Raw genomic sequence first — 23,472 nt, forward strand, 5'->3', positions numbered from 1 at the left:
AGGCCGTCACATCATGTGCGACGGCCGGTTCGGCAAATCACCCTTTAAGGGTGCGCTCCACGATGTCGCGAACGTCAGTGGAAAGGTTGGGCGCCTGTTCGATCTTGCTCAATGCGGCGAGAGCATGAGCGGCACGCGTCGGCTCCAACGAACGCCAGGAGCGCATCGAGGTAAGAATCCGGGCGGCGAGCTGCGGGTTGCGCTCGTCGATTTGGAGAATCTCACCGGCCAGGAAATGGTAGCCTTCTCCGTCGGCACGACCGAAGCCGGTCGGATTGGCGAAGGCAAAGGTGCCGACCAGTGCCCGCATCCTGTTCGGATTGGTCCGCTTGAACAGCGAATTCTCCATCAGGGCGCGGACCCGATCCAAGGTCTTGGCGCCTGGAACGCCGGCCTGGATCGAGAACCATTTGTCGATCACGAGCGCGTTTTCTGAGAAGCGCTCACGGAAGGCGGCCAGTGCTTCGCTCGTTTGCGCACTCTCGGGGAAATGATGGGCGAGGATCGTCAGCGCATGGCTGAGATCGGTCATATTGTTGGCTGCGTCGAAGGCTGCCTTGGCGCGGACGGGCGTCCGTTCCGCGTATGAGAGATAGGTCAGCGCGCTATTGCGCAGGGCGCGCAGGCCGGCGCTTCTGGCATCCGGGCTGAAGGTGCCTGAGGTCGTCATTGCCGCGTAAAGGCTGGCGAAAACATCCTTCCCGGCATCGGCGATCTGTTTCAGGATCGCCTGCCTGCCGGTATGGATCGCGTCGGGATCGTTGTTGCTGCCGAGTTCGCGGGCAATATCGGATTCGCTCGGCAGAGCTAGCGCCTGAGCGCGGAAGGCGGGCTCGAGGCTCTGGTCGGCGGCAGCCGCAATCAGCGTCTCGACGAAGGTCGCCTCGCAGGCGACGGGCTTGCCCTCACGCGCGTCGCGGGCGGCCTTGAGAAGGTTCGGCAGCGCCAGATCGATCAGCGCCTGCCAGCGGGCGAAATGATCCGTCTCGTGCCGGGCGAGGCGGGCAAGGTCGGCCGGGCTCTGATCGAAATGCAGATTGATCGGCGCCGAGAAGCTGCGGTTGATCGAGACGACCGGACGCGAGCCGATGCCGTGGAATACCACCGTCTGGGCGCGGTTGGTCAGGTGCAGCACCTCGCCGGCATATTCGGCGCCGCTGACCGAGCTCGGTTCGATCATGCCGCCGTTTTCGCCGAACAGCGCGAGGCTGAGCGGAATATGCATCGGTTCCTTGCTCGACTGGCCGGGTGTTGCCGGAACCATCTGTTCGAGCGACAGGGTGAAGGTGCTGGCCGCCGGATCGTAGCTGCCCGACGCGGTGACGAGCGGCGTGCCGGCCTGATGGTACCAGAGCGAGAATTGCGTCAGGTCGCGCCCGCTTGCATCCTCGAAGCATTTGACGAAATCCTCGATCGTCACGGCCTGACCGTCATGGCGGTCGAAATAGAGGTCCATGCCCCGCTTGAAAGCGTCTTTGCCGAGCAGTGTGGCGATCATCCGCGTGACTTCGCTGCCCTTCTCGTAGACAGTCCGCGTGTAGAAGTTGTTGATCTCGCGATATGTCGTCGGCCGCACCGGATGGGCCAGAGGGCCGCCATCCTCCGGAAACTGTTCGGATTTCAGATGGCGCACATCGGCGATGCGTTTGACCGGGCGCGAGCGCTGGTCGGAGGAGAATTCCTGGTCGCGATAGACCGTCAGGCCTTCCTTGAGGCACAGCTGGAACCAGTCACGGCAGGTGATGCGGTTGCCGGTCCAATTGTGGAAATATTCATGCGCGATGACCGCTTCGATATTGGCGTAGTCGGCATCGGTCGCGGTCTCAGGATCGGCAAGGACATATCTGTCGTTGAAGACGTTGAGGCCCTTGTTCTCCATCGCGCCCATGTTGAAGTCGGAGACGGCGACGATCATGAAGATGTCGAGATCATATTCGCGCCCGAACCGCTCTTCGTCCCACTTCATCGAGCGCTTCAGTGCATCCATCGCATAGGCTGCTCGAGGCTCCTTGCCGTGTTCGACATAGATCTTTAGCACCACTTCACGGCCTGACATGGTGGTGAAGGTGTCTTCGACGACGCCGAGATCGCCGGCCACGAGGGCGAAGAGATAGCTTGGCTTCGGATGCGGGTCGAACCAGGCGGCGAAATGCTTGCCGGGGCCGTAGCCGGCGCCGCCGAGGAAGTTGCCGTTCGACAGCAGCAGCGGGTTGGCGTCCTTGTCGGCGATGATGTTGACCGTATAGGGCGCAAGCACGTCGGGTCGGTCGGGGAAGTAGGTGATGCGGCGGAAGCCCTCCGCCTCGCACTGCGTGCAGTAGACGCCGCCGGTGCGGTAGAGGCCCATCAGCTGGGTATTGGCTTCGGGATTGATGATCGTGGTGATCGTCAGCTCGAAAGGGGCGCTTTCCGGCAAGTCGCGCACCGTCAGGCTTTCCGGCGTCGCGTCATAACGTGAAGGGTCAAGCTCCACCTGGTCGAACAACAGCCCCGCCAGCGTCAGCTCGTCGCCGTCGAGCACGATCGGCGCTGCCATGTCGGCGCCCGGACGACGATGAAAGATGAGACGCGCTTCGACCTTTGTCTCGGTCGGATCAAGTTCGAATGTCAGGTCCACGCGTTCCAGCACGAAGTCGGTGGGACGGTAATCTGCCAGATGAATGACCTGGCCGGTATCTGTTCGCATGGTGTTTCCTGAAGACCGTTATTTGACAACCGCGGATACAGAGGCGGGCGCACTCTGCCTAAATTGACGGGCATGATTACATTAAAGTCTGAACTAAAGTTAAAGCAAATTGCCCGCAAACGCGAAGTTCGCAGGCAAAATATCCATTGGAGCCGGATGAACGTGGCTGTCGGCCGAAAGGCGCTATATCGGATCGAGCGCCGCAGCGCCGCTCTCCCGCCTGACCAGTCGGATCGGATGCGAAAAGCGATAAATTTTCGCCCACATCGGTTTTCTTTAGCTAGGATGACAGACGTCACTCGCCGCGTCCCCGAGTCGGATGCGTCTCCCCGTTCCTTTTAAGTCAGCATCAGAGCCAGGATCATGCACTCGGTTCTCAGAAACCCGATGAGAGGCATTGCGCTGAAAGTCTCGTCGGTCGTGGTCTTCCTGGCCATGCAGACCTTCATCAAGCTGGCCGGCCCGGATATCCCGCCGGGCCAGGTCACCTTCTGCCGGTCCTTCTTCGCGCTCTTCCCGATCATGGCTTATCTCGCTTATATCGGCCAGCTGCGCGCAGCCTTCCACACCGCCAACCCGCTCGGCCACCTGAAGCGCGGCACGATCGGCATCCTGTCGATGGCTTTCGGTTTTTACGGCCTGCTGCATCTGCCGCTGCCGGAGGCGATCGCGCTTGGCTACGCTTTGCCGCTCGTCGCCGTTGTCTTCGCCGCGGTTTTTCTCGGCGAGACCGTGCGCATCTATCGTTGGACCGCCGTTCTCGTCGGCATCGTCGGCGTCGCCATCGTCTCCTGGCCGAAGCTGACGCTGTTTCGTGACGGCGGCATGCAAGCCGAACAGGCCGTCGGCGCGCTTTGCGTGCTGCTCTCGGCCGTTCTCGGCGGCATGGCGATGATCCAGGTGCGTCGGCTCGTCGAAGAAGAGAAGACTGCGACGATCGTGCTGTATTTTTCGCTGACCGCGTCGGTCTTCTCGCTGGCTTCCCTTCCTTTCGGCTGGCTCGTCCTGCCATGGCCGTCGGCGCTTTATCTGGTCGCTGCCGGCTTTTGCGGCGGCGTCGCCCAGATTCTGCTGACGGAAAGCTACCGCCATGCGGATGTCTCCACCATCGCGCCGTTCGAATATACGTCGATCCTGCTCGGCGGTATCGTCGGCTACTTCGTCTTCGGCGACGTGCCGACCGTCACAATGCTGATCGGTACCGTCATCGTCGTTGCTGCCGGTATCTTCATCATTTATCGCGAGCATCAGCTGGGCATCGAACAGCGAGAGGCGCGCAAGGCGACGACGCCGCAAGCCTGAGGTGCCGACCGGCACTATATTTTACGCAGGGATTGCTGTCATGAGAGGCTTGCTGCCGGTGAGCGAAAAGAATGGCGAATTCTTGGGATGGCGTCGACCTGCGGAATATGATTGTTGAACATGAAAAACTATCATTTATTCAATGCTATGCATGTCTGAATGAGCCGGTTTGCGGCTTTCGATATTACTGCTCCGAACGCTGGCCTGCGAGCGGAGATGGAGAAAAGCATAATGGCGTTCACGGCGGAGCAATTGGCGGGGAACTGCTCCTTTTTGATGAGCATCCGCTTTCTGGCTGGGCAGACGCGCAGCATGTTCGACGCCGGTCCACGTTTGGCGCGACTGCTCGCCTCCCATCAGCGCTGGCTCCTGACCCAGACCGCCTATGCTCTCCACCTGGAATATGATCCGCGCGACCCGACGTCGGGTTTCACCGCCGTTCGGCTGACCGGCCGCATCACCGCACACAAGGTGGCGAGCCGTAACACCGTGCTCGCTTTCATCGAAGAACTTTATACCTACCGCTTCATCGCTCACACGCCTGGCGACGAGCGGCGCCGCCCACGGCATTTTGAACCGGCCATTGTCAGCCACCAGGCAATGTTTGGCTGGATTCACGCCAATCTGGCTGCGCTCGACCTGCTGGACGGCGGCGAAAGGGCGGCCTATTTCCAGGCAAATCCAGCATTGATGAAGCTTGTTCAGCCGCGCATCGCACGCCATTGCCTGGAAGACGCCGCCTGGCGGGAGCCGCCGGAGCAGGTGGCGCAGTTTCTCTGGACCGAAGCCGGCGGCCTCGTGGTCGACAACTTCATCAGCCGGATGGATATCGAGAACACCGCGTCTGACAGCTTTGTCGTCGGCCGCGTCGAAACCCGCGCGCTCGCCGCCGATTTCATGATGTCGCGCACGCACCTGCAGCGGCTCTTGGCGAAGGCGGCGCAGCGCGGCTGCGTCGGCTGGCATGACGAGCCGCGCAAGACGCGGCTCTGGATATCGCGGGATTTTGTCGAAGAATATTGCGCCTGGCAGGCCGTCAAGTTCGCCTATGTCGACGAAGCCTTCGAATGGGCGAAAGCCCGGATCGAAGAAATGGCAGTCTGATCAGAGAACGATCGCCGCTGCACTCGCGCCAAGATCCGAGGCGACATCGGCAGGCCTGACCGACAGCTCGCGCTCATATTCCCGTGCGGCGCAGACCGCGACGCGGATATGTTCGAAGGTTTCGATTTTGCGCAGAAACGACAGCAGGATCGTCGACATGGTGGTTTACTCTGACATGAACGGGCAGGCGGCTGCGCGATTCCTCAGAGGCCTTTGATGCCTCTGAAAAGATGCGCGGCGCGGCAGCGCCCGCCGCTTAATATTGCTGGAAGTCGGAAAAAATGGCGTTCGGACGTGCCGTGCGGCTGTTGATGCCGGTGCCGCGGGCAACCATCTGTTCGTTCGCGGCAAAGCCGAAGCGGCTATAGCCGTTAGTGGAACGAATCTGGTCGCCGGTGAGACGAAGGGTTTCAAACCCGCAATGGATAGGACGAAATCGTTTGTTCATGGCCTTGGTTCCTGTAATTCCTCCCAAGACACGGCCTTATATTGCAGTGCAACATCGATTCTGCAATGCATCGTAATGCGATGCAGCCATGCGAAATACGCATGGATCATTTTATGAATCGTTTTACTTCGACTAATTTCTAAGCAAAGAGAGCGAGTTAAGTTTCGCTTGAAAGATCAGCAGGTCGTTCCAGGCCAACCGTTTGTTGACAGGTGCGGTTAACAGATCCTGAGGATGCAGGCTGGCAATGGCGGGAATGACGCGCTCGGCGACGGCAATTTCCCTCCAGCGGCCACGCAAGCCGTGAATCGTATCGTTTTCTCCGAAGAAGAACCGCGCCGCGAAATTGCCGAGCAGCAGGATCGCCTGCGGCTCGGCGAGCGCAATCTGCCGCTCGATGAAGGGTCGGCAGATATCCATTTCGGCCGGCGACGCCGCGCGGTTGCCGGGCGGCCGCCAGGGAATGACCTGCGTCAGCAGGACGCTGGCACGGCTAAGTCCGATCGCAGCCAGCATTTTGTCGAACAACTGGCCGGATTTCCCCGAGAAGGGCGTACCTTCACGATCGTCTTCGGCGCTCGGCGCCGAGCCGATCACCATGATGCCGCTGCCGGGGTCGCCGCTGGCAAAGATGGTCGAGCGGGCGCTGTGCTTGAGATTGCAGCCGTTGAAGGATTCGATTGCGGTCTTCAGCTCGCTGAGCGACCGCGCGGTTTCGGCGACGAAACGCGCCTGCTGCACGGCCTCGCCGTCCGGGATTGCCGGCTGCGGCCCGGCGACCGGGGTCGGACGTGCTGCTGCACTCGGACGAGGCGATGTCTGGCGCTGCCCAGGCGACGGACGTTGCTCAGCGGGAGATGATTCCTGCTGCGTCTGCGCGGCCGGACGGCGCGCAGCCTTCATCGCCTCGAATTCGGCGAAGCGGTCGACCGCCTCTTCTTCCAGCAGCCATTCCACACCGGCATCCGCATGGAAATGCAGAAGTGCTGCAAGCTCGGCGGGGGAAAGGTCGTTGGCGGAGATCATACGGCAAATCTAGCGAAGAGATCGTGGCATTGAAAGGGCGGGCGGCACGTTGGCCGCGCTTGCCCGCTTTATTGCACAGTCCATTGCGCGATGTCGTCGCGTTCGCCGATCAGCGCCAGACCATGGGCGATCGACAGCAGTTCGCCACCGCTTTCGATCCGGTCGCGCTCGAAGCGCTCGGTGAAGATGCGGCGCACCGCCGGCACGAAGGAGGTGCCGCCGGTCAGGAACACCTTGTCGATGTCAGCAGGCTTCGTCTCGGTTTTGACAAGCACCTCGTCGAGGGCGCCTTCGATGCGGGCGAGATCCTCGGCGATCCAGCTTTCGAAGTCGCGGCGCTTAATGCTGCGCTGTCCGCCGCGGCCAAGCGGCGCGAATTCGAAAGGCGCCTCGTCGGCAGCCGAGAGCGCCATCTTCGTCGTCGACACCGCCTGGTAGAGCGGATAGCCTTCGTCATGATCGATGAGGTCGATGAAGATTTCGAGCTTTTCCGGCTCAAGGCTGGTGCGCACCAGTTTCTTCAGATCCTCGAATTCCCGCGTGGTCTTGAAGATCGACAGCTGGTTCCAGCGGCCGAAGCTGGAATAGTAGTTGGACGGCACTTCGAGAATCTTGTCGAAGCTCCTGAAATGGCTTCCCTTGCCGATCAGCGGCGCGACGATATTGTCGATCATCCGATAGTCGAAATGATCGCCGGCGACGCCGACGCCGGAATGGCCGATCGGCGTTGCCGTCAGCCTGCCGGCGACCGTTTCGAAGCGGATCAGCGAATAGTCGGTCGTGCCGCCGCCGAAATCGGCAACCAGCACCGTCGCATCCTGCTTCAAGTTCTGCGCAAAATAGAAGGCGGCGGCGACCGGCTCGTAGACATAGTGGATTTCGGGAAAGCCGAAGCGCGACAGCGCCTCGTTATAGCGTTCGGTCGCGAGCGCCGGATCGGGGCTGGCGCCGGCGAAATGCACCGGCCGGCCGGTGACGATGCGGCTGACATCCGAGGGCCAGCTGTCGCCGGCATAGTTGCGCAGGCGCCGCACGAAGATCTCCATCAAATCCTCGAAATTGTGCCGCTTGGCGAAGATCAGCGTGCCCTGGAACAGCGCGCTTGCCGCAAAGGTCTTGATCGACTGCAGGAACCGGCATTCGCCGGGATTGTCGATGAATTGCCGGATCGCCGCATGGCCCGCCTCCACTTTCAGCGCCGAGGCGCCGAGCTGGGCGTCCTTCATGAAGGAGAGTGCCGTCCGCATGCTGTCGGCCGTCCCGGCCGCGCTTGTGAACGTCATCGAACCCGTTGTCCCGCCATCCGCCATGGCGAGAACCGTATTCGTCGTGCCGAAGTCGAAACCCAGCGCCTGAGCCATGCCCGCACCTCTTCATGCCGATTGTTGCTGGAGACGGAGCAGCGCTCCGCAAGGGCGTAAAGGACGCCCGGATCAAGGAGGGCGGTTGATGCCATAGCGGCGTGACACATTCAAGGGGATTGAAGATCGAGACGCGTTGCCGCGCCCGCTTCTTCGCCGCTCGGGGGCAAGAAGCGGACAGGCAAGGCCCGGTATCGTCAGACCGCCTTACTCGGCGGCCAGCGCCCTTGTCTCCTGCAGCACCGGCTCCTCGACCTTCTTCTGGCCCATCAGCCGGCCGAGGAAATGGCCGAACCGGTCCATCTCGACGAAGATGACAGGGGTGATGAACAGCGTCAGCAACTGCGACACGACGAGGCCGCCGACGACGGCTATGCCGAGCGGCTGGCGCAGCTCCGAGCTGGCGCCGGTGCCGAGTGCGATCGGCAGCGCGCCGAGCAGGGCGCAGAAGGTCGTCATCATGATCGGCCGGAAGCGTCGCACACAGGCCTCGTGGATCGCCGACGTCGCCTTTTCGCCGGTCGTGCGCATGGTCTCCACCGCCACATCGATCATCATGATCGCGTTCTTCTTGACGATGCCGATCAGCATCAGCAGCCCGATGAGGGCAATGATCGACAGGTCGAAGCCCATGATCTTCAAGGCGAGCAGCGCACCGAAGGCCGCCGCGGGCAAGCCGGACAGAATGGTGAGCGGATGGATGAAGCTTTCATAGAGCACGCCGAGCACAACATAGATGGTCAGCACCGCCGCCAGGATCAGATAGGGCGTATTGCCCTGCGACTGTTCGAAGATCTCGGCCGTGCCGCCATAGGAGGTGAAGACATCGGCCGGCAGGCCGATCTCCTTCTTGATCTGGTCGATCGCTGCCGTCGCGTCACTGAGCGAAACGCCTTCAGGCAGGTTGAAGGAAACGGTGGTCGAGACAAGCTGGCCCGTCTGGTTGATCGTCACGGGGCCGGTGGTGCGCTGCACGTGCGCGAAGTTCGAAAGCGGCACCAGACTGCCATTGGACGAGGCGACGCGAATCTCCGACAGCTTCTGGTCGTCCCAGGGTTTGCTGGTGTCGTATTCGACGATGACGTCGTAGCTGTCGCCGGTCGACTGGATCTCTGCCGCCGTATATCCGCTGAAGGATTCCTGCAGTGTCGTGCGCAGCGTATCGTTGTCGATCCCATAGGCCGCCGCCCGCTCACTATCGATGACGATATTGGCTTGCAGGGCGTTGTTCTGGGCATCCGACGTCACATCGGTGAACAGCCCGCGGTCACCACGCATCGCCGCTTGGATCTTGCCGGCCCAGAGATTGGTCTGGTCGGCGCTCAGCGCCTGGATGACCAGCTGATATTGGCTTGCGGTCTGGCGGCCGCCGAAGCGCAGGCTCTGGTTCGGCGTCACGAAGGCCTGCAATCCGGGGATCTTGTTGATCGCGGTGCGCAGCTCACGCAACGTCTGATCAAGCGGCGGGCGCTCCTTCTTGTCCTTGAGTTCGACGAACATCGAGCCATTGTTCTGCGGTTTGTTCGGATTGCCGCCGATCGTCGACATGACATGGTTGACGGCCGGGTTCGCCTTGACGGCGGCTGCCGCCTGCTGCTGCAGAGCCTCCATGGCGGAATAGGAAATATCTTGCCGGGCCTGCGTGCTGATCGTTAGCCGGCCGATGTCCTCCTGCGGGAAGAAGCTGGTCGGCAGCGTCATGAAGAAATAGACTGTCAGCGCCACCGAGCCGAGGAACAGGCCGAGAATCGTGACACGATGGCGAAGACACCAGCCGACTGATCTGTCGTAGCCGCGGAGTGTCCGCTCGAAACCGGCATCGAAGATGCGGATCAAAAGCGGCGGCCGGCTGTGATTGTTGGAAAGGCGCGAACCGAGCATCGGCGTCACGGTTAGCGAGACGATCGCCGACGAGATGATGGCGATGGCGACCACCATGCCGAATTCGTTGAACACGCGGCCAACGACGCCGCCCATCAGGAGGATCGGGATGAAGACGGCAATCAGCGAAACCGACATGGATATGATCGTGTAGCTGACTTCGCCGGCCCCTTTGATCGCCGCCTCGCGCACCGGCATGCCTTCCTCGACATGGCGCAGGATGTTCTCGAGCATGACGATCGCGTCGTCCACCACGAGTCCCACTGCCAGTGTCAGCCCGAGCAGCGAAATGTTGTCGATGCTGTAGCCGAGCACATACATCATGCCGAAGGTCGCAATCAGCGAGAGCGGAACGGCAAGCCCCGGGATGATCGTTGCCGTTGCATGGCCGGTGAAGAGGTAGATGACGAGAACGACGAGGCCGATCGTCAGGAAGAGTGTGAACTTAACGTCGGCAATGGCGGCGCGAATGGGTTTTGCGGCGTCGTTCATGACCACGGTCGTCACCGAAGACGGAATTTCGGCGTGCAACTGCGGCAGCTTGGCGTTAATTGCATCGACGACATCGACAGTATTGGCGTCCGGTTGGCGCTGGATGGCGAGGATGATGCCGCGCTGGCCGTCATACCAGCTGCCGGTATACTGGTTCTCGACGCCGTCCTGCACATCGGCGACGTCGCCGAGGTGGATCGGCGCGCCGTTCGGATTGGCGATGACGAGCGACCGGAACTGTTCGGCATTGGTGCGCTGCGTATTCGCGGTGATCGTCATACTCTGGGCATTGTTCTGCAGCGTCCCCACAGGCTGCTGGCTGTTGGCGGCAGAAAGCGCCTTGTTGACGGTATCGATGCCGATGCCGCGTGTGAGCAGCTTGTTGGGATCGACCTCGACTCGTACAGCATAGGTCTGCGCACCATAGACGCTGACCTGCGCAACGCCGGGCAGCGTCGAAAGCGATGGCGAGATGATGTCCTCGGCGATCTCGTCGAGCTTGCTGCGCGGCATGGTGTTGCTCTGCACGGAGAGCAGCATCACAGGCGCATCGGCCGGGTTGGTCTTGCGATAGCTCGGTGGTGTCGTCAGGTTATCGGGCAGCTGCCGCGTCGCGTGTGAGATTGCCGCCTGCACATCGGCAGCAGCCGCATCGATATCGCGATTGAGATCAAACTGCAGCACGATGCTGGTGCTGCCGAGCGAGCTCGAGGCGCTGATTTCGCTGATCCCGGGAATGGTCTCGAACTGCTTGATCAGCGGCGTGGCAACCGAGGTCGCCATGGTCTGCGGCGAAGCACCGCTCAGCTGCGCCGAAACGTTGATCGTCGGAAAATCAACCTGCGGCAGGGCTGCAACCGGCACGAGCCGGTAGCCGGCAAGACCGGCCAGAATGACGCCGATGGCAAGCAGCGTCGTTGCGACGGGGCGCTGGATACAGAAATTCGGGATCATTGCTGAGCTCCCACCGCGATCGTCTCGGACTGCCGCAGTTGCCGAGGCTCTTCGGCAGACGCGACGTCAAGCGTCTTGTCGTCGAACTGCTCGTTGATTGCCTGCTGGTCGCTGAGCTGGCCCTGGCCTTCGATGACGACATGGTCGCCCGGCTGAAGACCCGATTCGATAGCGGTGAAGCCGCCATTGGCGCGGGCGACGGTGACCGGCGTCAGATGCGATTTGCCGTCCTTGGCGACGAAGGCGAAGAACCCGTCCGGGCCGGGGCTGACGGCAACCGTCGGCACCACCACCTGCTGTTCGTCGTTGTTGAAATGCACGACGATATTGACCGATTGGCCGGGCCACAGCGCACCGGAGGCATTCTCGAATTTCGCCTTGGCCAAGATCGTGCCCGAGGCCGTGTCGACCGTGTTGTCGTAGAAGCTGACCTCGCCCTTGCGCACCTGCCCCTTGGAGGAAGCGGGAACAGTGCTGACCTCGACCGGGCCGGCTGCCAGCGCTTTCTTCAGGACGCGCAGATAGCGCTCCTGCAGGTGAAATTTCACATAGATCGGATCGTATTTCGCGATGGTGACGATTGCCGACCCGGCATTGAGGAAGGCGCCCTTGCTGACGGCAATATCGCCGAGCCGGCCGTCGAAGGGCGCCCGGATATCCGTATTCTCGAGGGTGATTTGATCCGAGGCCAGGGTGGCCTTGTCAGCCTCGACTGTGGCCGCGGCGGTGTCGCGGGCAGCTCTTGCCTGGTCGAGGCTCTGCTGGGTGCCTGCCTTCTGGTCGAACAGGTCCTGTGCGCGAACCAGGGCGGTCTCGGCTTCCGAAAGCGTTGCCGTATCCCGGACGATCATCGCATTGTCCTTGTCGACCGCCGCCTTGGCCGTCCGGTCGTCGAGCTTGGCGATAAGGTCGCCGGCTTTGACGGTGGCTCCATCCTGCGCATTGATGCTGACGACCAGGCCCTGTTCCTGTGCGGCCATGGTCGTATTGTCGTCGGCATCGGCCCAGCCGGACGCGGTGACATCCGTCGGCAGCGTCGTTTTCACCGCAGCGACTGTTTTGACGACGGTCGGGCCACCACCTCCACGTCTGCGTCCGCCACCCTGGTGTTGCCCGCCATTCCAGGCCTGGTCGGTCGGCGCCTGATTGGCCTGCGTCTGATCGCCCGGTGCCTGCCTTCCGCCGCCATTGCGGCCGGCCGGCTGCTTGATGAACTGCGAGAGGTAGGGAATGTGCGCGGCATAAGGGTCGAGATTCCCGAATTGCCAAACGCCGACCGCGGCGATTGCGACAAAGCTGACGGTGATCCAAAATTTCTTCATGGGTGAGACCGGGGTTTGAGCACGGGCGCAAATTTACGCTTTGATTGAGCCGCTTATATTGCGGCGCAAAAAAGACATAATTCCCGTGTCGCGATCACTAAGTGGTTATAATGGCTTAAATTTTTGTAATGAATATTCCGTAATATTCAGGTTATACTAATATATGTGAAGTGCAAATTGGCGCGGGCTCGAAGGCTGCAATCCGGCGGTTCGCAACAGCTCGGCGCCACTCCCCACGCGCGAAAGATGGGGAAACAGAGAAGGCAGCTCGTCATGACTGAATTGGATGCCAGCGAATTTCGATCTGTCGTCACAAGCGTATTTCCCGAACTGACCGGCTCCGTCTTCAAGCTGGCGGCAAAGGACTGGGATTCGATCGCGATCGACGTCGACGACACGCTGATCTTCAAGTTTCCCCGCCATATAGGCGCCGAAAGAGCGCTTGTGAAAGAAGCCGCTTTGCTCGATGTCGTCCGACCGTCGCTGTCGATGGCGGTTCCCGACATGCGCATTCACGACGGGCCGCCGATCTTCTCCAGCCACGCCAAGCTCGAGGGTGAACACCTAATTGCCGAAGACTACGATGCGCTTCGGGAGGGCGACCGTCAGCGGCTCGCGGATGACCTCGCGCGATTTTACGCCGAGCTGCACGCGCTCGATGCCGATCTTCTACGGGCGGCCGGCGCCGGAGCGATCCAGCCATGGCAATCGCCGGAGGCGGTTCGGACGAAGGCATTGCCGCTGCTGCCGGCTGATATCAAGGGCTTTGCGGAGAGCGTTGTTTCGGATTTCGAAGCCTTGCCGCCGGATCCCTTCGGCAGCGTCTTTGGTTTCTTCGATGGCCGCGGCTGGAATATGGCATTCGATCACCGGCACGGTAAGCTCAACGGCATTTACGATTTCGCCGATTCAGGTTTCGGTCCGTTGCACCAGGAGTTCATCTATTCGAACTTCATCTCGCCCGATCTAACCGCGCGCATCGTCTCTGGCTATGAAATGCTGACCGGACGGAGGCTCGACCGGCGGCGCATTGCGATCCTGACGGGTTTCCATCGGCTTTCCGAACTCGCCGAACTTGCCGACGATCCAGCCAATGTCGAACAGATGATCCGGAACGCGGCGACCTGGGCCGCCGTGGCGGCCCGTGCGGCCTGAGCGGCTCTAGACGGACCGTGCGGCGCCGCCGTCGCAGCGTATCAGCGAGCCGGTAATGTAGCTTGCCGGCTGGCTGCACAGGAAGGCGGCCGTTGCGGCAAATTCCTCGACCCTGCCGTAGCGGCCGACAGGAATGCGCGCCTCCTTGTCGGCGCGGATTTCCTCGAGGCTTTTGCCCGTCCGCTTTGCCGCGGCGCCGTCGAGGTCGTCGAGCCGCCTGGTCAGGATGCTGCCCGGCAGAAGCAGGTTGGTGGTGATGCCGAAGCTCGCCACTTCGGAGGCAAGCGTCTTGCTCCAGCCGGCAAGCGCCGGGCGCAGCGTGTTCGACAGCGCCAGGTTGGCGATCGGTTCGATCACGCCTGATGAGGCGACCGTCAGGATGCGGCCCCAGCCTTGCGCCTTCATGTCAGGCAGCAGCGCATTGGTGAGCGTGATCACCCGGGCGACCATGGAGAGGAAATAGGTCTCGAGCTTTTCGGCCGTCATCTCCTCCGTCGTGCCGGGCGTTGGCCCGCCGGTATTGTTGACGAGGATGTCGATGCCGCCGAACTTCTCCTTCACTGCCGTCGTTGCCGTCTCTACGAAGCGCTCATCGCCAAGATCGGCCCAGATCCAGTCGGCCCGGCCATTCCCTTCGCTGTTGATCGCCGCGCAATTGGCTTCCAGCTGTTCGCCGCTGCGTCCGCACAGCAGCACGTTTGCGCCTTCGCGCGCGAGTGCTGTGGCGATGCCGAGGCCAAGCCCGCGCGAGGAGGCAAGAACGAGCGCTCGTTTGCCCTTGATACCGAGATCCATGATTTCCTCCAAATGTCTTCGAGGGATGTATAAGGCGCGGGTGACAAAAAAGGAAAGGGAGGGCCGTGATCTCGCGGGTTTCACAATTGATGTTAACGTAAGCGTTATTGTAAGTCTCGCATCGGCTGAAATGTCTTTGTGCGAATTGAGGATTGGCTGTCGCATCCCGGCTCGACAATGCTGCGCGGTTTTGACAAGACAGTGGCCATGGGATGATGGCCACTGGCCAAGCGGAGACGAATGAATGACCGAGACGACTGAGCTGCCCGAACGCGAGAGCATGGAATTCGACGTTGTGATCGTCGGCGCCGGTCCTGCCGGTCTGGCGGCGGCGATCCGGCTGAAGCAGGTCAATCCGGAACTGTCCGTCGTGGTGCTGGAGAAGGGGGCCGAGGTCGGCGCCCATATCCTCTCCGGCGCCGTCGTCGATCCCATTGGCATCGACAGGTTGCTGCCCGGCTGGCGTGACGATGCCGACCATCCCTTCAAGACCGAGGTGACCGCCGATCACTTCCTGGTCCTCGGCCCCGCCGGTTCGATCCGTCTGCCGAATGTGCTGATGCCACCCTTGATGAACAATCACGGCAACTACATCGTCTCTCTCGGCAATGTCTGTCGCTGGCTGGCTGGCAAAGCGGAAGAACTCGGCGTCGAGATCTATCCGGGCTTTGCCGCCGTCGAAGTGCTGTACGATGACAAAGGCGCGGTGATCGGCGTTGCCACCGGCGACATGGGCATCGAGAAGAATGGCGAGCCTGGTCCCAACTACACCCGCGGCATGGAGCTGCGCGGCAAATATACGCTGATCGGCGAAGGCGTGCGTGGTTCGCTCGCCAAGCAGCTGATCGCCAAGTTCGACCTGCAGAAGGACCGCGAGCCGCAGAAATTCGGCATCGGCATCAAGGAGCTCTGGCAGGTCAAGCCGGAGAATCACAGGCCCGGTCTGGTGCAGCACTCCTTCGGCTGGCCGCTTGGCATGAAAACCGGCGGCGGCTCCTTCCTCTATCATCTCGAAGACAATCTGGTGGCCGTCGGCTTCGTCGTCCACCTGAACTACAAGAACCCCTATCTCTATCCCTTCGAGGAGTTCCAGCGCTTCAAGACCCATCCGGCGATCCGATCCACCTTCGAGGGCGGCAAGCGGCTGTCCTATGGGGCGCGTGCGATCACCGAGGGCGGCTATCAGTCGGTGCCGAAGCTTTCCTTCCCCGGCGGCGCGCTGATCGGCTGTTCGGCCGGTCTCGTCAACGTGCCGCGCATCAAGGGCAGCCACAATGCGGTGCTGTCGGGCATGCTGGCGGCCGAGAAGATAGCCGCGGCGATTGTATCAGGCCGCAGCCATGACGAAGTGGTCGAGATCGAGAATGAATGGCGCGCCACAGACATTGGCCGCGACCTGAAGCTGGTGCGCAACGTCAAGCCGCTGTGGTCGAAGTTCGGCACGGCCGTCGGCGTCGCGCTCGGCGGCCTCGACATGTGGGTGAACACGCTGTTCGGCTTCTCCTTCTTCGGCACGCTGAAGCACGGCAAGACGGATGCACAGTCTCTGGAGCCGGCCGCAAACCACAAGCCGATCGCCTATCCGAAACCGGATGGCGTTCTGACCTTCGACCGCCTGTCCTCGGTGTTCCTGTCGAACACCAATCACGAGGAAGACCAGCCGGTGCATCTGCAGGTCAAGGACATGGCGCTGCAGAAGAGCTCCGAGCTCGGCATCTATGCCGGCCCGTCGACGCGCTACTGTCCGGCCGGCGTCTACGAATGGGTGGAGAAGGATGGCGACAAGACCTTCGTTATCAACGCCCAGAACTGCGTGCACTGCAAGACTTGCGACATCAAGGACCCGAACCAAAACATCAACTGGGTGCCGCCGCAGGGCGGCGAGGGGCCGGTCTATCCGAATATGTGAGGTGCATCGCCGACATCGGCGGTGATTTCGACCGCTGACGTCTTCGTGATCTCGCCGGCTGCCGTTAGCCGTTCGTTAACCATAAATTCCTTAGCTTGCGACATGTTGTTGACGCACTAAGGACACATTCATGACGATCTCCCGCCGGGGCTTTCTGATCGCTCTGCCGCTTTTTGTCGCCGGCTGCTCCTCGACCGGCCTCAATAGCCAGACGAATTATGCAGCACTTCCGGATGAAAAGTTTCCGCTGAGGCAGGTGCCGATCGATAAGATCAAGCCGGAACTTCGCCGCCAGGAAGTCGCCTATGAAACCACACATGCGCCGGGCACGATCGTCATCGACACGCCGGCGCGTCGCGCCTACTACGTCCTCGGTGACGGCAGGGCGATGCGATATGGCGTCGGTGTTGGCCGCGAGGGACTGGCATTTGCCGGCAACGCCTATATCGGGCGCAAGGCCGAGTGGCCGAGCTGGACGCCGACGGAAAACATGCAGCGCCGCGAAGAGCGCTACCGCAAGCTTGCCGGCGGCATGCCGGGCGGTCCGAACAATCCGCTCGGCGCGCGGGCGATGTATCTCTATCGCGGCGGCAACGACACGCATTTCCGCATTCACGGTACGAACCAGCCGGAATCGATCGGTCTCGCAATGTCGAGCGGCTGTATTCGCATGATGAACCACGATGTCATCGATCTCTATGGTCGCGTCGAGGTCGGTGCGAGGGTCGTCGTCATCCAGGCCTGAGCGATCGAGAACACACTGAAAAGCCGCGGCAGCGATGGCTGCCGGCGGCTTGATATTGTCGATTGTGGCTGATGGTCAGCGTCGTGCAGCGATACCGGTTGAAAGCGCGACGCCGATGCCGGTGATCACTGCTGCACTGATTTCGGCAAGACCAATCGTTTCACCAAGGAGGAGACCGCCGCCGACAGTCGCAAGAACAGGCGTCAATGCCGTAAAGGCGGCGGCCTGCGTTCCGCCGAGGATGCGGACCGCCGTGCCATAGGCGACCATGGCGACGAGGCCGGAGAGAATGCCCTGGCTCAGCACCTGCAGGCCGATCTCGGCAAGCGGGGCCTGCGGCAGCGAGATGCCGAAGACGAGGGCGAGCCCGGCCATGATCAGGAAAGACCAGACGGCGATCAGCGCGCTTGCCTGAATGGCTGTCAGACCTGAGCGGCGGAAGGCATGGGTATAGCTTGCCCACAGCACGGCGCCGGCCGGCAGCATCACGAAGCTCGTCCAGGGCAGGGAGGCGTCGGCAAGACTGCGGGTCAGCAGGATCATCACGCCTCCGACGATTGCCGCCAGCCCGGCAATGCGTGTGGCATCCGGCCGCTCCCGAAACAACAGAATGCCGATCAATGCGGTGGCAAGCGGCATGGAGCCGCCGAGCAGGATGCCCGAGGAGGCGGCCGGTGTGGAGTGAATGGCAAGCGTCGTCACCAGGAAGAAGATCGCGCCGCAGCCCGCAACCATGATCGCCAGCAGATGGAGCGGCAGACCCTTCGGCAACAGGCCAGTGCGGAGCCAGACCGGCGAAAGCGCAAGCGCCGGGATGCCGAAGCGGATAAGGCCGATATCGATCGAACCGAGCGACGTCGCGGCACTGTGGCGGGTTGCCAGAAACCAGCTCGCCCAGATCAACACGGTGACGCTGCCGGCGGCATAACCGAGCGTCTGCGAAGGTGATTTGTCGTTTGAAAATGCGATCGTGCTCATAGTCCCAATCCTTTCCTCGATCCGGATCCTGTCCGGTTGAAAAGAAGATTAGCGCCGGAGGCCGGGGCATGTCCTTGCTATCTGTGGCTTGAAAATCGTGCTATACGCAATCTTCTGCCAAATGATTCCCATGGATCTCTGGAAAATGCCAAATCTCGATAAATTCGATATTGCCATCCTGAAATGCCTGCAGGAGGATGCGCGCGCCACCAATGTCGAGATCGCCGAGAAAGTGAACCTCTCGCCGTCGCCCTGCCTGCGCCGCATCCGCAATCTCGAACGCTCCGGTATCATCCGCGGCTACACGGCCGATATCGACCGCAAGGAGGTCGGTCTCGGCCTGACGGTCTTCGTCGAATTCAAGGTGGTGCATCACAGCCGCGAGAATTCCGAGGCGCAGCAGAAGGCGCTGCTCGCCATTCCCGAGATCGTCTCCTGCTTTCTGATCTCAGGTACGGCCGACTTCCTAGCGGAAGTGGTGGTGGAGGATCTCGCCGCCTATGAACGGCTGCTGACGGAGACGCTGCTGACCTTGCCGAACGTCAGCGACATCCGTTCGAACTTCGCCATCCGCAGCATAAAGACGCATGGGCCGCTGAAGCTGCCTGAGGGAAGGTGATTTCCCAATGGTTTTTCTTGGATAGGGCGTGGAGCCCACGCCTCATCCGCCTGCCGGCACCTTCTCCTCGTAAACGGGGCGAAGAGAGGATCGCCGCAACCTCTCCTTTCTCACCAATCTCTCGCAAGGCAGGTCCCCTCTCCCCGAGTGCGGGGGGAGGGCCAGGGTGAGGGGCACATCTAGCCGGTTGCGCATGCGCTACAGCAGCGTCCCGCTGAGGATGAGCAGCGCCACCGAGAAGTAGATGACGAGGCCGGTGACGTCGACCAGCGTGGCGACAAAGGGCGCAGAGGCGCTGGCCGGATCGAGTCGGAGTTTCTGCAGCATGAATGGCAGCATCGAACCGCAGATCGAGCCGAAGGTGACGATTCCGATGAGCGCGGCAAACACCGTGACGGCGACCATCGGCCAGTGCGGACCGTAATTGTAGAGCCCCGCCGATTGCCAGAAGACGATGCGGACGAAGCCGACGAGGCCGAGGATCGCGCCGAGCACGATGCCGGTCGGCAGTTCGCGCAACAGCACCTTCCACCAGTCCGAAAGCTTCAATTCGCCGAGCGCCAGCGCCCTTATGATCAGCGAAGTGGCCTGGGAACCCGAATTGCCGCCCGAGCTCATGATCAGCGGGATGAACAGCGTCAGCACCACGGCCTTTTCGAGCTCGCCTTCGAAATGCTGCATGGCGCTTGCTGTCAGCATCTCGCCGAGGAAGAGGGCGGCGAGCCAGCCGGCGCGCTTGCGGATCATGCCGGCGAAGCCGATCTTCATATAGGGCTGGCCGAGCGCCTCCATGCCGCCGAACTTCTGGGCCGCTTCCGTCGTGTCCGATATCATCGTGTCGATCACGTCGTCGACGGTGACGATGCCAAGCACCTGCCCGTGCTCGTCGGTGACCGGCAGTGCAAGCAGGTCGTGTTTGCGGATCAGCCGGGCGACGTCCTCCTGCTTCATCAGCGGATCGGCCGAAACCGGCGCGCCCTTCTGAGCCACGGAGAGGATGGATGCATCCGGCTCGCCGGTGATGAGGCGGCGCAGCGTCACCACATGCTGCAGCGCATGGCTCAACTCATCGAGCACGTAGATAGCGTAAACCGTCTCGCGTGAGCGTTCGACCTGGCGTACATGATCGAGAGTCTGGGCAACGGTCCAGCTGTCGGGAACACTGACGAATTCCGTCGTCATGATGCCGCCCGCCGTGCGCGGGGGATAGCCCATCAGGTGCTGGATGGCGACGCGCACCGGCTCGTCGAGGCTGGAGAACAGCCGGGCCCGGGTCTCGCCGTCGAGTTCGAGCAGCACGTCGGCGACGCGGTCGTTGGACATGCCGTGCATCAGCCGTGCGGCGTCCTCGGCGCTGATCAGCGCGAGGATCTGTGCAGCGTTGCGAAGCTCCGGCCGGTCGAGCATATTGACGGCATAGTCGAGCGGCATGCCCGACAGCACCCGCCCGGCGTCCTGGACGCTGAGCGCATTCAGAGCTTCGACGCGTTCGGCGATTGTTGCGCCGCGGCTGTTGTTGATGAAGGCGCGGGCGGCATGGCCTGCCCGAAGAGGGAGGCGGTTGATATTCATTGAGGCTCGCCTTTCCGTCGATCCGCCGTAGCGTCCGATCGGGCGAGCCGACAGGAGTCGGTCAGCGCACGAGGGCGGCCGCGTACGGCAAAGGCAATCGACTGTTACTGTCGCTTGGCATCTGAGTGATGGCTCCGTTGAAATGCGCGGAAGATGAATGTCATCCACGTGTCATGCTAGGTGGCCCCGAACGCCGAAAAAGTCAAGCAGGATAAATGCTTAACGCCAGAATGTCGCACCTGTGCGGTGCCGCATTCCGGCGTGTGGCAATGACTTGCGGCTGACGGCTTAAAAAACCTTCGTGCAAGTGCGAATCAGAAGCCTGCAAGCACTGCCTTGCCCTTCATACGGCCGCTTTCCACCATCGCATGTGCCTTCTTCAGATTTGCCGCATTGATCGGACCGACGGTCTCGGTGAGCGTCGTGCGGATCTGTCCGGCGTCGACCAGTTCGGAAATCTTGTTCAGCAGCTTGTGCTGCTCGATCATGTCAGGCGTGCCATAAAGCGGGCGGGTGAACATCAGCTCCCAATGAATGGAGATGGCCTTGCGCTTGAAGGGCACGATGTCGAGTGTCTTGGGATCGTCGATCAGTGCGAAGCGGCCCTGCGGCGCGATGGCTTCCACGATGTCGCCGATGTGACTGTCGGTATTGGTTGTCGAGAAAACGAATCCCGGCGCGCCGATACCAAGCGCTGCCACCTGAGGCGCGATCGGCTTGGAGTGATCGACGACGTGATGTGCGCCGAGCGCCTTCACCCAGTCCTGCGTTTCCGGCCGCGATGCCGTTGCGATCACGGTGAGGTCGGTGAGAGAACGGGCGATCTGGATCGCGATCGAGCCGACCCCGCCTGCGCCGCCGATGATCAGGATGGAGCGTGCCGGGCCCGCAATATGGTCCTGCACCTTCAGCCGGTCGAACAGCGTCTCATAAGCGGTGATCGAGGTCAGCGGCAGGGCGGCTGCGGCCGCGAAATCGAGGCTCCTCGGCTTTTTGCCGACAATGCGCTCGTCGACGAGGTGGAATTCGGCATTGCTGCCCGGACGGCTGATGACGCCGGAGTAGAACACCTCGTCGCCCGGCCTGAACAGCGTGACGTCAGCACCGATGGCCTTGACGACACCGGCGGCATCCCAACCGAGCACCTTCAGTTCGTCGGCAGGTGGCGCGGAATGGGCGCGCACCTTCACATCGACGGGATTGACGGAGACCGCCTTGATCTCGACGAGCAGATCGTGGCCGCGAGCTTCCGGCATCGGCAAGTCGACATCGATCAGCGAGGTCTCGGCGGTAATGGGCTGTGGGGTTTTATAAGCGACGGCGCGCATGGGAAACTCCTGTGTTCTTTGCACGGAAGCTAGATGCGCACTATGTTCGAGCAACGCAAGAATGCACAATTCTGTACGCAGTACTAAAAAGGATACTGTAAATGTCGTTGCCGCGCGCCAAACTCGTCAGGAATTTTCCCGGTTGCCCTGTAGAGGCGACGCTGAGCTACCTCGACGGCAAATGGAAGGGTGTGATCCTCTTTCACCTCATGAAGGGCACGCTGCGCTTCAATGAACTGCGCCGCAAGCTACCGGCCGTGACCCAGCGGATGCTGACGAAGCAGTTGCGCGAACTCGAAGGGTCCGGTCTGGTGTCGCGTACCGTCTTCCCGATGGTGCCGCCGCGTGTTGAGTATGCGATGACGCCGCTAGGCATGACGCTGAAGCCGGTCGTCGATGCGCTTGCCGCCTGGGGCGACGATTATGTCTTCTGCAGCCCGGAAGGACGTGAGTTGCGCATGTCCTCAGGCGCGCTGCACGCGCCGGCTGCGCCTCTCCAGGCGGGCTGAGGCTGCGAAGACGAAGAGACCAAGGAAAGAGAGTGCTGCGCCGACGTAGCCCGTGGCCGCAAAACCGTAACCCCAGGCGATGACGAGGCCGCCGAGCCAGGCGCCGATCGCATTGGCGATGTTGAAGGCGGAATGGTTGGAAGCAGCGGCCAGCGTCTGCGCATCGGCGGCGACGTCCATCAGCCGTGTCTGCAGCGCCGGGCCGGCGGCAAAGCCGCAGCCGACGAGGAAGACCGAGAGGCCGAGCATATAGGGGTTGGCGGCGGTCAGCGAGAAGGTCGTCAGCACAACGATATTATAGACGAGCGAGCCGCCGATCGTGCCGAGCAGCGACTTGTCGGCGAGCCACGAGCCGATGAAATTGCCGGCATTCATGCCGACGCCGAAGAGCACCAGCATGACCGGAACGGCCGTTTCCGACAACATCGCCACCTCGGTCGTCGTCGAGGCGATATAGCTGAACATGGCGAACATGCCGCCATAACCGACCGCGGCAATCCCGAGCGTCAGCCAGACCTGTGGTCGGCGGAAGGCGCCGAGTTCGCGTGAGAAACTCGCTTCCTCGGAAACCCTGTCCCTCGGAACATAGACCCAGATCAAGGCCACTGTCAGCAGCCCGACGACCCCGACCGACAGGAACGCAACCTGCCAGTCCAGCGATTGGCCGAAAAGCGTCGTCAGCGGCGTGCCGAGGAGCGTTGCGACAGTCAGTCCGAGCATGACGCGTCCGACAGCGCGTGCCCGCCGATGAATCGGCACCATTGAGGCGGCCACAAGTGCGGCGACGCCGAAATATGCGCCATGCGGCAGGCCGGTGATGAAGCGCAGGACGGTGAAGGTCTCAAAGGTCGGCGCCACGGCGCTCGAGATATTGCCGAGGGCAAAGAGCAGCATCAGCGACAAAAGTAATGTGCGGCGCGCCATCTTCGCGGCGAGCACGGCGATGACGGGCGCGCCGACGACGACGCCGAGCGCATAGGCGCTGATGACGTATCCCGCCTGCGGCGTCGTCACCGAGAAGGTGTCGGCCACATTGGGCAGCAGCCCCATGATTGCGAATTCGCCGGTGCCGATGCCGAAGCCGCCGCAAGCGAGCGCCAGTTGAACCAAAGCCACGGTCGTTGCCGACGGCAACTCGTCAGCAGGCTGGGTACCGATGGAATCGTTGATGGCGATCTCACTCATGGGAGCTCTCTCTGGACGGTTCTGCTCGGCAGGCCACTGGCCAAGTGCGGCCTCGAGGCGATCGGGACAAATGGCGGGAAGGAAGATGGCGATGTCTGATC

Annotated in this window: 19 protein-coding genes; 7 read left to right on the forward strand and 12 right to left on the reverse strand. The window is 61.8% G+C overall.

Features of this window, described 5'->3' with window-relative positions:
* Window positions 1–37 precede the first annotated feature (37 nt).
* The gene (gene pepN, locus PH551_RS11630; protein WP_285193097.1) at window positions 38–2,686 is read right to left on the reverse strand and encodes an aminopeptidase N; all 2,649 of its coding nucleotides are present in this window, start codon (window positions 2,684–2,686) and stop codon (window positions 38–40) included.
* A gap of 363 nt (window positions 2,687–3,049) precedes the next feature.
* On the opposite strand from pepN, the gene PH551_RS11635 reads away from it, so the two are divergent.
* Window positions 3,050–3,988, forward strand: a complete 939-nt coding sequence (locus tag PH551_RS11635; protein ID WP_285193098.1) for a DMT family transporter — start codon at window positions 3,050–3,052, stop codon at window positions 3,986–3,988.
* Between the two features lie 231 nt (window positions 3,989–4,219).
* On the forward strand, window positions 4,220–5,092 hold the full coding sequence (locus PH551_RS11640) for a hypothetical protein (RefSeq protein ID WP_285193099.1): 873 nt from the start codon (window positions 4,220–4,222) through the stop codon (window positions 5,090–5,092).
* Here the strand turns inward: PH551_RS11640 and PH551_RS11645 are convergent, their stop codons facing one another.
* The 6 genes from PH551_RS11645 to PH551_RS11670 form a co-directional block, all read right to left on the reverse strand.
* Window positions 5,093–5,251, reverse strand: coding sequence for a hypothetical protein (locus tag PH551_RS11645; protein WP_285193100.1), 159 nt, complete (start codon window positions 5,249–5,251; stop codon window positions 5,093–5,095).
* Between the two features lie 97 nt (window positions 5,252–5,348).
* On the reverse strand, window positions 5,349–5,540 hold the full coding sequence (locus PH551_RS11650) for a hypothetical protein (RefSeq protein WP_085777512.1): 192 nt from the start codon (window positions 5,538–5,540) through the stop codon (window positions 5,349–5,351).
* A gap of 132 nt (window positions 5,541–5,672) precedes the next feature.
* A complete protein-coding gene (locus PH551_RS11655) occupies window positions 5,673–6,566 on the reverse strand; it encodes a uracil-DNA glycosylase (protein ID WP_285193101.1) in 894 nt (297 codons plus the stop codon).
* A gap of 68 nt (window positions 6,567–6,634) precedes the next feature.
* Window positions 6,635–7,927 carry an Hsp70 family protein gene (locus PH551_RS11660; RefSeq protein ID WP_285193102.1) on the reverse strand — a complete coding sequence of 431 codons (1,293 nt, stop codon included), beginning with the start codon at window positions 7,925–7,927 and terminating at the stop codon, window positions 6,635–6,637.
* Between the two features lie 207 nt (window positions 7,928–8,134).
* A complete protein-coding gene (locus PH551_RS11665; protein ID WP_285193103.1) occupies window positions 8,135–11,254 on the reverse strand; it encodes an efflux RND transporter permease subunit in 3,120 nt (1,039 codons plus the stop codon).
* Window positions 11,251–12,576 (reverse strand): efflux RND transporter periplasmic adaptor subunit, encoded by a 1,326-nt coding sequence (locus PH551_RS11670; RefSeq protein ID WP_285193104.1) that lies wholly within the window; start codon window positions 12,574–12,576, stop codon window positions 11,251–11,253. The genes PH551_RS11665 and PH551_RS11670 overlap by 4 nt, the downstream gene beginning before the upstream one ends.
* A 273-nt stretch (window positions 12,577–12,849) precedes the next feature.
* On the opposite strand from PH551_RS11670, the gene PH551_RS11675 reads away from it, so the two are divergent.
* Window positions 12,850–13,731 (forward strand): phosphotransferase family protein, encoded by an 882-nt coding sequence (locus tag PH551_RS11675; RefSeq protein WP_285193105.1) that lies wholly within the window; start codon window positions 12,850–12,852, stop codon window positions 13,729–13,731.
* Between the two features lie 6 nt (window positions 13,732–13,737).
* Here the strand turns inward: PH551_RS11675 and PH551_RS11680 are convergent, their stop codons facing one another.
* Complete coding sequence (locus tag PH551_RS11680) at window positions 13,738–14,526, reverse strand: SDR family oxidoreductase (protein WP_183703820.1); 789 nt, start codon at window positions 14,524–14,526, stop codon at window positions 13,738–13,740.
* Between the two features lie 244 nt (window positions 14,527–14,770).
* Here PH551_RS11680 and PH551_RS11685 point away from each other — a divergent pair, with 244 nt between their 5' ends.
* Window positions 14,771–16,435 (forward strand): electron transfer flavoprotein-ubiquinone oxidoreductase, encoded by a 1,665-nt coding sequence (locus PH551_RS11685; protein WP_285193106.1) that lies wholly within the window; start codon window positions 14,771–14,773, stop codon window positions 16,433–16,435.
* A gap of 130 nt (window positions 16,436–16,565) precedes the next feature.
* A complete protein-coding gene (locus PH551_RS11690) occupies window positions 16,566–17,180 on the forward strand; it encodes a L,D-transpeptidase (RefSeq protein ID WP_285193107.1) in 615 nt (204 codons plus the stop codon).
* 75 nt (window positions 17,181–17,255) lie between these two features.
* Here PH551_RS11690 and PH551_RS11695 read toward each other — a convergent pair whose 3' ends face one another.
* Window positions 17,256–18,158 (reverse strand): DMT family transporter, encoded by a 903-nt coding sequence (locus PH551_RS11695; protein WP_285193108.1) that lies wholly within the window; start codon window positions 18,156–18,158, stop codon window positions 17,256–17,258.
* Window positions 18,159–18,303: 145 nt separating this feature from the next.
* On the opposite strand from PH551_RS11695, the gene PH551_RS11700 reads away from it, so the two are divergent.
* Window positions 18,304–18,777 (forward strand): Lrp/AsnC family transcriptional regulator, encoded by a 474-nt coding sequence (locus PH551_RS11700; protein ID WP_041678850.1) that lies wholly within the window; start codon window positions 18,304–18,306, stop codon window positions 18,775–18,777.
* A gap of 198 nt (window positions 18,778–18,975) precedes the next feature.
* Here PH551_RS11700 and mgtE read toward each other — a convergent pair whose 3' ends face one another.
* Together mgtE and PH551_RS11710 are read right to left on the reverse strand one after the other, a co-directional pair.
* A complete protein-coding gene (mgtE, locus tag PH551_RS11705; protein ID WP_285193109.1) occupies window positions 18,976–20,349 on the reverse strand; it encodes a magnesium transporter in 1,374 nt (457 codons plus the stop codon).
* Window positions 20,350–20,663: 314 nt separating this feature from the next.
* Entirely contained in the window at window positions 20,664–21,677 is a 1,014-nt protein-coding gene (locus tag PH551_RS11710) for a zinc-binding alcohol dehydrogenase family protein (protein ID WP_285193110.1), read from the reverse strand.
* A 101-nt stretch (window positions 21,678–21,778) separates the two neighbouring features.
* Here PH551_RS11710 and PH551_RS11715 point away from each other — a divergent pair, with 101 nt between their 5' ends.
* Window positions 21,779–22,186, forward strand: coding sequence for a winged helix-turn-helix transcriptional regulator (locus PH551_RS11715; protein WP_285193111.1), 408 nt, complete (start codon window positions 21,779–21,781; stop codon window positions 22,184–22,186).
* Here the strand turns inward: PH551_RS11715 and PH551_RS11720 are convergent.
* Window positions 22,142–23,371, reverse strand: a complete 1,230-nt coding sequence (locus tag PH551_RS11720) for an MFS transporter (protein ID WP_285193112.1) — start codon at window positions 23,369–23,371, stop codon at window positions 22,142–22,144. The two genes, PH551_RS11715 and PH551_RS11720, sit on opposite strands and share 45 nt — an antisense overlap.
* Window positions 23,372–23,472 lie beyond the last annotated feature (101 nt).

Source organism: Rhizobium atlanticum (assembly GCF_030182485.1).
Lineage (GTDB): Bacteria > Pseudomonadota > Alphaproteobacteria > Rhizobiales > Rhizobiaceae > Rhizobium.

Coding starts and splice junctions, on each gene's coding strand:
- PH551_RS11645 (WP_285193100.1), bottom strand. CDS start 5,251: ATGTCGACGATCCTGCTGTCGTTTCTGCGCAAAATCGAAACCTTCGAA.
- PH551_RS11710 (WP_285193110.1), bottom strand. CDS start 21,677: ATGCGCGCCGTCGCTTATAAAACCCCACAGCCCATTACCGCCGAGACC.
- pepN (WP_285193097.1), bottom strand. CDS start 2,686: ATGCGAACAGATACCGGCCAGGTCATTCATCTGGCAGATTACCGTCCC.
- PH551_RS11690 (WP_285193107.1), top strand. CDS start 16,566: ATGACGATCTCCCGCCGGGGCTTTCTGATCGCTCTGCCGCTTTTTGTC.
- PH551_RS11640 (WP_285193099.1), top strand. CDS start 4,220: ATGGCGTTCACGGCGGAGCAATTGGCGGGGAACTGCTCCTTTTTGATG.
- PH551_RS11680 (WP_183703820.1), bottom strand. CDS start 14,526: ATGGATCTCGGTATCAAGGGCAAACGAGCGCTCGTTCTTGCCTCCTCG.
- PH551_RS11660 (WP_285193102.1), bottom strand. CDS start 7,927: ATGGCTCAGGCGCTGGGTTTCGACTTCGGCACGACGAATACGGTTCTC.
- PH551_RS11665 (WP_285193103.1), bottom strand. CDS start 11,254: ATGATCCCGAATTTCTGTATCCAGCGCCCCGTCGCAACGACGCTGCTT.
- PH551_RS11635 (WP_285193098.1), top strand. CDS start 3,050: ATGCACTCGGTTCTCAGAAACCCGATGAGAGGCATTGCGCTGAAAGTC.
- PH551_RS11720 (WP_285193112.1), bottom strand. CDS start 23,371: ATGAGTGAGATCGCCATCAACGATTCCATCGGTACCCAGCCTGCTGAC.
- PH551_RS11655 (WP_285193101.1), bottom strand. CDS start 6,566: ATGATCTCCGCCAACGACCTTTCCCCCGCCGAGCTTGCAGCACTTCTG.
- PH551_RS11685 (WP_285193106.1), top strand. CDS start 14,771: ATGACCGAGACGACTGAGCTGCCCGAACGCGAGAGCATGGAATTCGAC.
- PH551_RS11675 (WP_285193105.1), top strand. CDS start 12,850: ATGACTGAATTGGATGCCAGCGAATTTCGATCTGTCGTCACAAGCGTA.
- PH551_RS11715 (WP_285193111.1), top strand. CDS start 21,779: ATGTCGTTGCCGCGCGCCAAACTCGTCAGGAATTTTCCCGGTTGCCCT.
- mgtE (WP_285193109.1), bottom strand. CDS start 20,349: ATGAATATCAACCGCCTCCCTCTTCGGGCAGGCCATGCCGCCCGCGCC.
- PH551_RS11650 (WP_085777512.1), bottom strand. CDS start 5,540: ATGAACAAACGATTTCGTCCTATCCATTGCGGGTTTGAAACCCTTCGT.
- PH551_RS11695 (WP_285193108.1), bottom strand. CDS start 18,158: ATGAGCACGATCGCATTTTCAAACGACAAATCACCTTCGCAGACGCTC.
- PH551_RS11700 (WP_041678850.1), top strand. CDS start 18,304: ATGCCAAATCTCGATAAATTCGATATTGCCATCCTGAAATGCCTGCAG.
- PH551_RS11670 (WP_285193104.1), bottom strand. CDS start 12,576: ATGAAGAAATTTTGGATCACCGTCAGCTTTGTCGCAATCGCCGCGGTC.